Source organism: Streptomyces sp. (genome assembly GCF_035644915.1).
Classification (GTDB): domain Bacteria; phylum Actinomycetota; class Actinomycetes; order Streptomycetales; family Streptomycetaceae; genus Streptomyces.
This window is the reverse complement of sequence record NZ_DASQNP010000012.1, coordinates 1-11,873: the sequence shown is the minus strand read 5'-3', so window position 1 is coordinate 11,873 and position 11,873 is coordinate 1. Positions and strand designations below refer to the sequence as shown.

At 76.5% G+C, this 11,873-nt stretch carries 11 protein-coding genes; 1 reads left to right on the top strand and 10 read right to left on the bottom strand.

Features of this window, described 5'->3' with window-relative positions; genetic code table 11:
* Nucleotides 1-1,481 (bottom strand): helix-turn-helix domain-containing protein (locus tag VE546_RS02015; RefSeq protein ID WP_324917265.1); only part of this gene is annotated, 1,481 nt, incomplete at its 3' end.
* Nucleotides 1,482-1,645: 164 nt separating this feature from the next.
* Between VE546_RS02015 and VE546_RS02010 the strand changes: the two genes are divergently transcribed.
* Complete coding sequence (locus VE546_RS02010) at nt 1,646-2,686, top strand: helix-turn-helix domain-containing protein (RefSeq protein WP_324917263.1); 1,041 nt, start codon at nt 1,646-1,648, stop codon at nt 2,684-2,686.
* Nucleotides 2,687-2,813: 127 nt separating this feature from the next.
* Here VE546_RS02010 and VE546_RS02005 read toward each other — a convergent pair whose 3' ends face one another.
* From VE546_RS02005 to VE546_RS01965, 9 genes are all read right to left on the bottom strand, one after another.
* Nucleotides 2,814-3,521, bottom strand: a complete 708-nt coding sequence (locus VE546_RS02005) for an AfsR/SARP family transcriptional regulator (protein WP_324917260.1) — start codon at nt 3,519-3,521, stop codon at nt 2,814-2,816.
* 424 nt (nt 3,522-3,945) lie between these two features.
* On the bottom strand, nt 3,946-4,743 hold the full coding sequence (locus tag VE546_RS02000; RefSeq protein ID WP_324917257.1) for an NADase-type glycan-binding domain-containing protein: 798 nt from the start codon (nt 4,741-4,743) through the stop codon (nt 3,946-3,948).
* A gap of 661 nt (nt 4,744-5,404) precedes the next feature.
* Entirely contained in the window at nt 5,405-5,992 is a 588-nt protein-coding gene (locus VE546_RS01995; RefSeq protein ID WP_324917254.1) for a phage tail protein, read from the bottom strand.
* Complete coding sequence (locus VE546_RS01990) at nt 5,989-7,938, bottom strand: putative baseplate assembly protein (RefSeq protein ID WP_324917251.1); 1,950 nt, start codon at nt 7,936-7,938, stop codon at nt 5,989-5,991. Before VE546_RS01990 ends, VE546_RS01995 begins: the two co-directional genes overlap by 4 nt.
* A complete protein-coding gene (locus VE546_RS01985) occupies nt 7,938-8,378 on the bottom strand; it encodes a GPW/gp25 family protein (protein ID WP_324917248.1) in 441 nt (146 codons plus the stop codon). Before VE546_RS01985 ends, VE546_RS01990 begins: the two co-directional genes overlap by 1 nt.
* Nucleotides 8,378-10,165, bottom strand: a complete 1,788-nt coding sequence (locus VE546_RS01980) for a VgrG-related protein (RefSeq protein ID WP_324917245.1) — start codon at nt 10,163-10,165, stop codon at nt 8,378-8,380. The genes VE546_RS01985 and VE546_RS01980 overlap by 1 nt, the downstream gene beginning before the upstream one ends.
* The gene (locus tag VE546_RS01975) at nt 10,162-10,878 is read right to left on the bottom strand and encodes a peptidase M23 (protein ID WP_324917242.1); all 717 of its coding nucleotides are present in this window, start codon (nt 10,876-10,878) and stop codon (nt 10,162-10,164) included. The genes VE546_RS01980 and VE546_RS01975 overlap by 4 nt, the downstream gene beginning before the upstream one ends.
* Before the next feature lie 49 nt (nt 10,879-10,927).
* Nucleotides 10,928-11,350 (bottom strand): phage tail protein, encoded by a 423-nt coding sequence (locus tag VE546_RS01970; RefSeq protein ID WP_324917239.1) that lies wholly within the window; start codon nt 11,348-11,350, stop codon nt 10,928-10,930.
* 87 nt (nt 11,351-11,437) lie between these two features.
* Complete coding sequence (locus VE546_RS01965) at nt 11,438-11,710, bottom strand: hypothetical protein (RefSeq protein WP_324917236.1); 273 nt, start codon at nt 11,708-11,710, stop codon at nt 11,438-11,440.
* Nucleotides 11,711-11,873: the final 163 nt, after the last annotated feature.

The window sequence follows — 11,873 nt, the reverse complement described above, 5'->3', positions numbered from 1 at the left end:
CCGGCGGCGTCCGCGGCACCGGGGTGCGTGCTCCGGCAGACGATCCGCGGGGCCGCCGCCGTCCGGCCGCCGGCCCCCTCCGCGGCGGCCCGGCCCGTGGCGGCGGCGCGGCGCAGCAGCTCCTCCGCCATGCGGGACTCGGCCGCCGCCCTCCCGGCCGGGCTGTCCTCCGTGCGGAGCGCTTCGGCCGCGAAGATCCGCACCAGCTCGTGGAAGCGGTAGCGGAAGGCCGTCGGAGCGGGCTCCAGCAGCCCGGCGTCGACCAGCTCGTCCAGCACGGCCCCGGCGCCGAGGGGGGTGAGGGCGGTCAGCGAGGCGGCGAGCCCGGCGTCGATGTCGGGCCCCGGCACCAGGGCCAGCAGACGGAACACCTCACGGGCCCGGGGCGTCAGTTGACGGTAGGACGGCTCGAAGGCGGTCCGGACGTGCCGGTCCCCGTGGCTCAGGCGGTCGAGCCGGTGCTCCTCGTGGTGCAGCAGCCCGACCAGGCGCTGTACGGGGGCCGGACCGGACCGGCCGGCGGCGTCGGCGAGACGGCTGCCGGCGATCCCCAGGGCCAGCGGCAGGTGGCCGCAGAGCCGGACGAGTTCTCCGGCCGCCCCGGGTTCGGCGGCGATCGTGCCGCCGCCGGCGGTCCGGTCCAGCAGCCGGACCGCCTCCGCCGTGGACAGGACGCCCAGGTGGATCCGCGCGGCGCTCTCCAGACCCGCGAGAGTGCGCCGGCTGGTCACCAGCACCAGGCAGCGTGGACCGCCGGGGAGCAGCGGCCGGACCTGGCCCTCACCGGCCGCGTCGTCCAGGAGCAGCAGCATCCTGCGGCCGTGCGCCAGCGACCGGTACAGGGCGCCGCGCTCCTCGTCGTCGCACGGGATCCGGTCCGCGGGTGCGCCCATGGCCCTCAGCAGCCGGGTGAGGGCCTCCCCGGACCGCATCGGCCGGGCGCCGGTGCCGCCCAGGCCGAGGTGGAACCGGCCGTCGGGGAAGCGGTCGGCGTACTCGTGCGCGAGGTGGAGTGCCAGCGCGGTCTTCCCGACGCCGGGCTGCCCCGAGACGGTGGCGACGACGGCGGTGCCGTTGGTGCCCTCGGCGGCTGCCGCGGCCGGCGGGCGCAGCCCGGCCAGCTCCCGTTCGCGCCCGGTGAAGTGGCTCGGCCGGGCGGGGAAAGCGGGCCGCGCGGACTCCGGAGCCGGGGCCGGAGCCGGAGGCGCGGACGCCGTACCGCGCCGCCGGGCCGCCCGGCCCGCGGCGGCGGCGCGGTGCAACTCCTCACGGAGCGGCCGGGGCACGCCGAGGGCATCCGCGAGCGCCTCGACGGTGGCCCGATGGGGACCGCGGTTGCGGCCCCTTTCGAGCTCGCTGACCGACCGGACGCTGACCCCCGAGGCGGCGGCCAGTTCACGCTGGGTGAGTCCCGCCGCTCCGCGCGCTCTCCGCAGCAGGGAACCGAAACCGACGGTGGACAGGGGGTGCTGGGTCGCCATGGCCGCCAGGTGGTCGTCGGAACCGGACGCTCACGCCCCCGGAAGCGCGGCGGCTCCGGGAAACGGCGCCTGGGCGCCCTTTCAGGCATCCCTACAATACTTTCGTGCAACGACAAAGTGTGCACGTTCGATTACGCAGAAGTTTCCCTACGCATGTCAGCGAGGTGCCGGCGGTCGGGACGGCCCGCCCGCGGGACTCGCTGGCGGACCTGCTGGCGGCCCACCGGGCCGAGTCGGGCCTGAGCCAGGAGGCGCTGGCCGCGGCGGCGGGGATGAGCGTCCGGGCGGTGCGGGACCTGGAGGCCGGACGGGTGCGCGTCCCGCAGCAGCGGTCGCTGGCGTCCCTGATCCGGGTGCTGTCGCCGACGGACGAGGCCCGGGAGCGCTTCCTCGTCGCGGTCGCCGAGGCCCGCCGGGACCGGGCGCGCGTCCGTGCCGGTGCCGCACCGCCGGAGCGGGACACGCCGCGGAACGCGGTGGGGCCCCTCCCGCATCCGCTCCCGGCTCAACTCCCCCCGGCGCCCGCGGACTTCACCGGCCGCACGATCGAGGTGGCCGCGCTCCACCGCCGGCTGCTCCGGGGCGTCACGTCCGGCTCCCCCGGGGCGGGCGGGCCCGTCGTGGCGGTCACGGGCGAGGGCGGGCTCGGCAAGACCGCCCTCGCCCTGCGCACCGCTCACCGGGTGCGCAAGTGCTTCCCCGACGGACAGCTCCACCTGGACCTGCGCGCGAGCCGCGGTGCCCGGCCGGACACCGCCGGACTGCTCGCCCGGCTGCTGCGCGGCCTGGGCGTCCCGGACGGGGCCATCCCGCGGGACGCGGGCTCCCGCGCCGAGCTCTACCGCCGGTCCACCAGCGGACGGCGCCTGCTGGTGGTGCTGGACGACGTGCCTCCCGCGGCCGGTATCGGGCCGCTGCTGCCCGGGGCGCCGACGAGCGCGGTGCTGCTGACCAGCCGACACCGGTACGACGGGCGGCCGTACGGGGCCGGGGAGGTGCGGCTCGGCCCCCTCGGCCGGGTGGCGGCCGCCGAGCTGTTCGCCCGGCTCGTCGGTCCGGAACGGGTGGTCAGGGAGCCGGAGGCGGCGAACGCCGTGCTCGACCTCTGCGCCGGGTCGCCGCGGGCGCTGCGGGAGATCGCCACCTGGCTCGCGCGGCGTCCCCGGTGGAGCATCGCCGCCGTGCTGGGCCGGCCGGCCGGGTAGCGGGCCGCGCCGCCGGAGGCGGGCGGCCCCACCGGCGGCCGACCGGCGCGCACCCGGGGACGACCGGGGACGACGGCCGCGGTGCCCACGGCGCCCACGGCACCCATGGCGCCCATGGCGTCTCGGCTCAGGCGACACCGAGCGCGCGCAGCGTGCGGGCGTAGGCGCGCCGGGAGTTCTCCGCGGCGGCGGGATCGCCGACCCGCTCCCGGGCGGCGATCAGCGTCCGCCAGGCCCCGTCCAGGTACGGGTCGAGTGCCAGCGCATGCTCGGCCACCGCCGCCGACGCGTCCGCCCGGCCCAGTTCCAGCTCGCATCCGGCGAGCGCCGCGCACAGCCGGGCGGCCTGCCCGCGCAGCCGCCGGCGCTCCTCCGCCACCCACTCGGCGGACCCCTCCTCGGGCAGCAGGTCACCGCCGTACCAGTGCAGCGCGGCCCGCAGGCCCGCGGCCCGCCGCTCCGTGCCCCACCGGTGGGCCGGCCGCAGGCAGGCGGCCGACCACCGGTCGAACTCGCGGACGTCGGAGGTGAGTCGCCGCCCCAGGGCCAGTCCGTAGGAGTGCTCGTCCCGGACCAGCAGCGTGGCCGATCCTCGTCCCGTCCCCGGTTCCAGCAGGGCACGGAGCCGGGAGACCGTCACCTGGAGGTTGCGCACACCGGATTCGTGCGGGAGGTCGGGCCACAGCGCGTCGAGCAGCGCGTCCCGGTGCACGGGCGTCCCGGCGCGCAGCGCCAGCAGCCGCAGCAGGCTGCGCGCCTTCGGCCGGACCGCGCCGCAGTCCACCGCCACGCCCCGGACCGCGATGCGGAAGCCGCCGAGGCAGCGGATCTCCACCGCCGCCGGGATCCCGTCAACGACGGGCAGCCACGGGACCGCGGGCGGAGCACCGTCCGCCGCCCGCCCTTCCCCCGCCCGCCCCCCGGGGTCCGGGCGGCGCACTCCGTCCGGACCCGGCCGCGGCTCCACGGCCTCCTGCGGCCCGGACCATCTCTCGGGAACGCCCGTCGGCCCGGCATCGGTGAAAGACCTGTACACAGTGCCGCTCCCCTCCATCCGCGGGCCCGCCCGGCCCATGGCTCGGTCCCCGTACCGCGGAGTTCCGGCGCTCCGTGGAAGCCCGGCAGGCCGCGGCCGCCTCCAGCAGACCATCCGGACCCCTCCGGCGACGAGGCAGAACAGGTAGCAGAGTTCGGCGGCCGGAGGGGCCCTGGAGAGGGCGGAGGAGACCGGGGAAGTAAGGGGGCGTACGGTCGCGCGGTCAGGCGCGCCGGAAGAACTCCACCTCTCCCAGGGCCACCAGCCGGGACGGCCGCTGCCCGTGGGCCGACCGGATCGTCAGACGGACCCGGGAGACGCCGTCCAGCGTCAGGCGGACGGCCTGCTCGCCCGGCTTGTCCTCCAGGGTGACGGTCCGTTCGCCGACCTTCCTGCCGCCGCCGTCCCACGCGGTGACGGTCAGCGACGCCGGGCGCGCCTGCTTGAGGTACTCGTCGGCCCGGTCCGAACTGCCGGGGTGGAAGACCAGGTCGGTCAGCCGGAAGGACGTCCCGAAGGAGGCCTCCAGCCACTGCCCGCCCGGTTCCCGGCCCGCCGCCGGAGCCCAGAAGCGGTTCCAGGCGCCGTCCACCGCCAGTTCCGCCGGATGGCCGGGGGCGGAGCTGGACGCCGTCACCGTCACCGGACGCACGGACTTCGGCTTGCTGAACCGGTCCCGCAGCGCGTCGACGGCCGACGGCCCGTAGACGGTCGCCGCCCATCCCAGCGCGACCACCGCGAGCAGCAGCGCCAGCCAGGTGAGGGGCCGCCGGAGGCGCCCCGCCGGTCCGCGCCGGCGGGGCGTGCGGCGCCACCGCAGGCGTCTCCACCACGGCGGACGCGTCTCCGCGGTCCGCGTGCCGCCCAGCGGGGCGCCGCAGCGGCGGCAGAACGAGCGCTCGGCCGGATTCGCCGTGCCGCACCCCGAGCAGGCCACGTCGTCCGGGGAGCCGACGTACTCGTCGGCGACCGCCCGTACCCGGGGACGGCGGACCGCCTCCCGGCCCGGGCGCACCGCCACCGGCCGTTCCCCGGACGCCCCGGACGGGGCTGCCGGGACCCGTTGCGGCCGGTCGCCGGGCCGGGACCGCGGACGCGGGGTGCCCCTGGGGGCGGGAGCCAGCAGGGCGGCGGCCCGGGCGGAGTCCGCACCGGACGCGTCCCCGGCACCGCCGTCCCCCTGCCCGGGGGTGCCGGTGGGGTCCGCGCCGGCCGTGGAGGCGGCGCCTTCCGCCGCTTCGGGGACGGCGCCGGCGGGGGACGCGGACGCCGGCTCGGCGCCGGGGGCGGGACCGGAGGCGGAGGCGGGGGGCGGTTCCGGACCGGCCCCGGGGGCGGACTGTGGCGGTGACGCGGGCACGGGACCGGCCGGCGGGACGGACCCTGGCGGGCTGTCCGGCCCGTCCTCCGGGAGGCCGGCGGCCGGCGGTGCCGGGGCCGGCGCGGTGTCCGGCCCGGGGACGGGAGACGCATCGGGACCGGCGCCCGCCGTCTCCGCCGGCGCGGGCGGGGGATCGCTCCAGTCCAGGAAGGCCCCGCACTCACCGCAGAAGGAGTCCCCGCCGCTCACCGGCGCGTCGCACTGCTCGCAGGTCACCACCGCCAGGCCCGTCCTTCCGTCGAGGCCCGCGGAAGCCCGCGCGCCGCCGTTCCTCCCGTGCCCCGCCCGTACGGACGGGACGTCACTGCTCCTCGCGGCCCACCAGCTCGACCGTGCACGGCACATGGGCCGGGCGGTTGGCCTCGACGAGGGCCTCCAGCCTCGGCACCGGCAGCGAGTCCGGGTCGTCGGCCCGGACCCGGACCCGGAGCGAGGGCTCCGGTGACCCCGGCAGCTCGCCGCCCGGTGACGCCGACCACGCGGCGCCCCCGCTGTCGGTGACCTCCGCCTCCACACCGAAGGTCTCCCGCACCAGTTCGGCCAGCCCCCGTGCCGTCCCGCGCAGCCGGTGCAGCTCCACCGCCCGCGCCACCGCCCGGCGGCGTGCGGCGAGCGGCCGGCTCCCGTCCACCTCGGCCGCCACCCAGCCCGCGAGCCAGTCCAGGAAGTCCTCGGGGGCCAGCTCGGGATCCCAGTAGGCCTCCAGGCAGTCCAGGACGGACAGGACGGGCGCGAGGACCTCGTCGAAGGCCGAGACGAAGCGCTGGGCGAAGTCGTCCCCGGCGTAGGGGCCGGGCAGCCGCTCGCCGAAGGGGTGCGGGGTGGGCAGACCCTCGACGCCGTGGCGCCGGGAGGACCGCCGCTGCGGCACCGGGGAGCGCTCCGTCATCGCTCCTCCACCCTGATCTGGTGCTGGTAGGAGAAGACCAGCGCATGGCGCTCCAGGTCGATCCGGTCGCCGACGTCGCTGCGCTCCCCGGTGAGCGGGTTCGCGGAGAAGATCCGCACGTCGTCGACCAGCTCCACCCCGGGGACGCCCTGCAGCACCGAGTGGGCCTCGCCGGTCTGCACGGGGCGGCCGAAGGGCCAGCCGTCGCCGCCGGGGCCGCCGACCACGGGGTTGAGGTAGCGGTAGAGCGCGTCCAGCGCCCGCTCCCGCAGCCGCCCGGCGGCGGTGCCGGGAGCGGCGACGATCCGCGCGACCACGGTGACGCCCTGGTAGAAGGGCGGCTGGACCAGCAGCCGCGCACCCACCGGCCGCCGCGCGTCCAGGTGGGCGGTGATGTCGGCGAGCATCCCGTCGGGCGGCACCAACTGCTCGAAGCGGAGCCGGTCGCCGACGTCGGCGACCACCTCGGGCACCACGAGCACCCGCACCCCTCCGGCCTCGGCACCGCCACCGGCGGGTACGCAGCGGATCCGGGCGGCGGAGGGGGCGGCCTGACGGGCGATCAGCTCGTAGTCGGCGGCCGTCACGGCCCGGTCCTGGGCGCGCAACTGGAGCGGTGCGCGCAGCCTGGCGCTCTCCACGGTCTCGCCGTCGACGCCGCCCGACGCCGCCTCGCGGTTCTCCACCCGGGACACGTAGGGGATGGAGGTGCGCAACACGGTCAGGGTCCCGCGGGCGACGTTGCCGCCGCGCCCGCCGCCGGTGCGGTAGCGGCGCACCCGGATGCGCGCCCCCCTGGGCGGTACCGCGCCGTGGTGGCGCAGCGAGCCGTCGGGCTCGCGCACGGCCGGTCCGAAGGCGACCTCCCCGGTGGTCGGGTCGAGGCGGACGTGGCGGTCGCCGGGGCCGGAGGCGCCGAAGGACTCCACACGGGTCCACTCCTGCCAGCCGTCGCCGTCCGAGACCCTCACCACGAAGGGATCGGCGTCCAGGAGCACGGGGGGCCTGCCGACCGCGAAGCGCTGGCCGGGCGTCCCGTCGGACTGCCCGAGGGCCTCCTCGTCCACGGTCTCGGCGTGCAGCACCTCCGTGGTGCCCCCGATGGTGAACGCCTCGGCGCCGCGGACGGTGGGCGAGGCGGAGTAGAACGGCTGGTCCGCCTCGGCCGGGACCACCCGGCAGCGCAGCCAGCCGGCCCGGCGTCCGGCGATCACGGCCTGCGCGTGGTCCGCGGGCACGTGCAGCACCACGTCGCCGGGCCGGTTGAGCCCGCCGGTGGTGTCCTCGTCCAGCTCGCAGGGACGCCACTCGGCGCCGTCGTACGCCTCCCAGCGCAGCGGGGGCTGGCGCGGGTCGACGCCGACGCCCTCGACCCTGCTGTCCAGGCGGAGCACCACGGCGCAGCGGGGCACCGCGGCGGACAGCCCGATGAGCATGCTGTCCCCGGGGACCGGGGCGGCGGTGAAGCAGGGGACGTCCTCCCCGTGCAGGACCCGGTCGGTCCGCTCCACGGGCCGCCCGCCCTCCTCGTGGGTGAGGAGGTGGACGAACGCGCAGGGCTCCACGGTGAGGTCGGCCGTGGTGGCGAAGACCTGCGCCTCCTCGGTCTCGGTGCGGTCCGTGGCGATCTCGGTCCCCTCGTGGAGCACCACCGGCGCGGCCTGCGGGGCGGAGAGCCAGAACGTGGCCCGCGTCCTGGCCGCGGTCGGCGGGAAGAGGGTGATGCCGAGGAGGTCCAGGAAGGCCAGGTAGCTCTTGTCCGGCACCCGGTTGAGCCGGTACAGGAGCTGGTCCGTCATGTGGGCGAACGCCTCGATCAGGGTGACGCCGGGGTCGGAGACGTTGTGGTCGGTCCACTCGGGGCACCGCTGCTGGACGTACCGCTTGGCGTCGTCGACGAGCTGCTGGAAACGGCGGTCGTCGAGGTGGGGCGCGGGCAGGGCCATCAGCGGACACCCTCCCGGTCCCGGGGGCCGCCCGCCGCCCCGGCGTCGTGCGAGGGGATCACGTAGAAGGGGAACACCAGGTTGCGCGGGTCGTTGGTGCCGCGGTGGACGTAGCGGATGTCGATGTAGAGGGTGCCGCGCCGCTGCGTGTCGACGACCACGTCGACCTCGGTGACCTCGATCCGCGGCTCCCAGCGGTCCAGGGCCCGGCGGACCTCGTACGAGATCGCCCCGGCGGTGTTCTCGTCCGCCGGGGCGAAGACGTGGTCGTGGATGCCGCAGCCGAACTCCGGCCGCATGGGGCGCTCTCCCGGCGCGGTCGCCAGGATCAGCCGCACGGACTCGGTGATCTCCCGGTCGCGCGAGACCAGGGCGATGCCTCCGGTGGCGCCGGTGCGCAGGGGGAAGGCCCACCCCGATCCGATGAACTGCTCGGCCATCAGTTGATCTCCACGATCCTCGCGTTCACGGAGCAGCGGGCGCCGCCGTCCAGCTCCAGTCCCCTCCTGGCGTTCACCGAGACCGACCGCCCGGTCAGCTTCAGGTCCCCGCGCCCGGCGTCCAGGACGATGCCCGTGCCGGTGACCGTGACCTCCTGGGCGGCGGAGATGGCGACCCGGCCGTCGCTGTGCACGGTGATCACCGTGTTCTGCTGGTCCAGGTGCACCGTGAGCCGGTCCTGCCGGGTGCGCAGCCGGACGCCGGAGGGGCCGGGCACGGCGTCCAGCAGCTCGATCCGCTGCCCGCCGCGGGAGGTGAAGGAGCGCCGGTTGACCCTGCCGCTGCTGCCGTCCACCAGCGCCAGCCGGTCCGGGGTGGGCTTGTCGATCCCGTTGTAGAGGCCGCCGATCACATAGGGCCGGTCGATCATCCCCTGTTCGAAGGCGACCAGGACCTCGTCGTTCACCTCGGGGCTGAAGACCCCGCCGCCACCGACCCCGCCCAACTGGACGGTGCGCACCCAGTCGGTCACGTAGGCGCGCTCCCGGCCCGCGTCGTCCGACAGCCAGGGCAGCTTCAGCCGCACCCAGCCCTGGTCCCTGAGCGCGCGCGGCGCCTTCACGTCGGTGACGATGCCGACGGCGACGCCGGGGACGCGGGGCGAGCGGGCCGCGGCGGACGCCCCCGCGGCCAGGCCGTACGGGGTGCGGTCCTGCCGTCCGCTGACGGTGACCCAGGTCTGGTAGCCGGTGCCCGGTTCGTCGGTGTGCCGGCTGGCGGTGACGGTGTACTTGCCGTCGAAGGGCTTGCCCGCGCCGTCCAGCAGGACCGGCGTGCCGGACCGCAGCCGCGGATTGCCCAGGACCACGGCCTCCAGTTCGGCCACGGAGTCGGCCAGGTCGGCGGCGAGCGCGGTCGACACCGCCTTCACCTCGGCATCGGTCCGGTAGGGGACGTCGGTCACCAGGGTGTCGGAGGGCCGGGCGCGCTCGAACGGTGCGACGGCCTCCGGCGGATCGACACCGATGCGCAGCCCGTCACCCGCCCGCACCCTCCGCTCGGCGCGCAGGCCCTTCTTCTGCTTGACGTCCCAGCCGCGCACCGTCACCTTGGCGGTCTGGTTCACGGAAGTGACCGACGAGCGGACGAAGAGCACGTTCTCGCCCACCCTGATCCCGACCGGGCTCTCCTCGACCGCGGTGGACGGTGCCGGCGCCGAGGCGGCGGGCACCGGGGCGCGGAAGAAGAACCTGCCGTCCCTGACGCCCATCTCGCGGTCGTTCTCCCGGGCGAGCGCGGTGAGGAACTCCCAGTCGGTCACATTGGCCTGGGTCCGCAGCGGATAGGCCGTGGCGGTCGGGTCGATCCGCCCCAGCGGGATCCCGGCCGCCGCGGCCACCTCCCTGGCGATGTCGGACGCCTTCCGGCCCACGAAGCCCACCACCCTGCGGCCGCGCTGCAGCCGGTGGGAGAGGTCCATCGCCCGCACGGTGGTGAAGCTCCCCACCCCGTCGTACTCGACCTCCACCGACACCACCTCGCCGGTGAACAGCGGAAACTCCCCGGAGCCCTCGCCGGGCCTGGCCCTGACCTCCAGCGGCGTGCCGATCCTGATGCCGGTGTCCTTCAGCAGTGTCCGGTCCCGGTCCGGGTAGCGGAGCTGTGCCACGGCGGGCAGGGCGTTGCTCTCCTCGACGTCCACACGGACCGGTGCCCCGTCCCAGGGCGGGGGCAGGGCGCCGGGGGCCCTGACGGTGAACGTGTTGGTGTTCTCCCCGGTGCTCACCGGTCACCTCGCTCCGGGCCTCCGAGCTCGTCCACCGAGGGGATCAGGACCTCCGTGCCGGGGCGCAGCCGCTGCGGGTCGTCGATCCCGTTGGCCTCGGCGATCACCCGCCAGGCCGTCGCGTCGCCGTACTCCTGGTGGGCGAGCATCTCCAGCGAGTCGCCCACCACCAGCCGGTGCGTGCGGCGGGTGTCGGGGGAGCCGGAGGTGGGGTTCTGGCGGGGCGTCGGATCGCCGGCCTCGGTCAGCCGGATGCCGCAGGTCGCCCGCAGCGGAGTGCCGTCGGAGTCGAAGAGCGAGTAGGTGGCGTTGACCTCCTCCAGGTAACCGAAGAAGGACACGCTGTCGAACGACCCCCAGGAGAACTTCACCCGGGGCGCCGACGCCGCCTTGGCCGCGATGCTCCGCGCCGTGGGCACGCACCAGCCCAGCAGGGTCTCCACGCCCTTCTGGACGCTGGTGTCATGGGTGGCCGTGGCGTCCAGGAACAGCTCGACGGTGAGCTGCCGCGGCAGCGACCCCGTGAACTCGGGGACGCCCACCTGCCGGGCGCTCCTGGCCCGGTGGCGGATCCACTGCGCCCCCTTGCTCAGGGTCAGGGTGTCCGGGTTGAACTGGAACGAGACCGGCGCCCCCAGCATCCCGCCGGGCGGACTGCCGGGCTTCTTGGGGGGCTCGTACGCCGTCAGCCTGGCACGTGCCCGAGTGGCCATCGCGCGGTTCCTCCTGCTCGTCGTGTCGGGGACTGGCACCGGGCGGGGCTCACAGGAAGCCGTGGTGGGCCAGTTCGATGCTCTCGGTCGCCACCTCCGAGCGGGCCGGGTCGAACGACGGCCCGGTCCAGCCCACCACCACCACGTCCCGCAGGGACCACTGGACGATGGTCTCCGCCAGGTTGGGCCGCAGCGCCGTGATCTGGGCCGTGCCGCGGTTGACCTGCTGCGGCAGGGAGGCGAGGAACCGCATCACCTTGGCGGAGTCGGGCGTCAGGGGCCGGGTGAGGGTGACGGGCGGATAGGTGATCCGGGACGGCAACTGCCAGACGAAGTCGTTGTTGCCCCCCTCCGTCCGCTGCTCCGTCTCGACCTGGACGCCCAGCCCCGTACAGGTGTTGAACGGGCCGAGGTCGATGCCGTCGATCTGCAGCCTGAAGTGGACGCTCGTGCCCGGGTCCGTGGGCGGCATGGCGCGTACTCTCCGTCCTGGTGGCGGTCCTGCTGGCGGTCGTGGTCACGGGGGCGGCGGGCCGGAGGCGACCGCGTCGCGCGGGGGTCACGGCCCACCGTCCAGCAACCGGCCGGCGCGTTCCCGGCCGAGCCGCAGCTCCGCCCGGAGCAGCCTGCCCAGCGGGCCGACGAGCCGGTGGGCCAGCGCGTCGACGTGCCGGCGCTCCAGGGCCTGCAGGATCGCGTCGCCGCCGGGTGCCGCCGGTTCGCCGTCGTCCTTCCGCGCCTCCTTCCGCGCGGTCGGCCCGCCGCCGTCCTTCTGCTCTGTCCCGTCCGACGGGGCGGCGGTGCCCCGCGAGGGGTTCCGGGGCTCCGGCACGGAGCGCTGTACGGCCGCCGCGGAGCCGGCCCGTCCGGGGCCCGGCGCGGCTCCCGCCGCGGGCCCGGCGGGGGTACGCCGTCCCACGACGGCCGGAGCCCGTGGTGCGGGTCCCGGGGTGGGGCCCGGTGCGGTGGTGGCACGGGGCGTGGGGTGCGCCGGT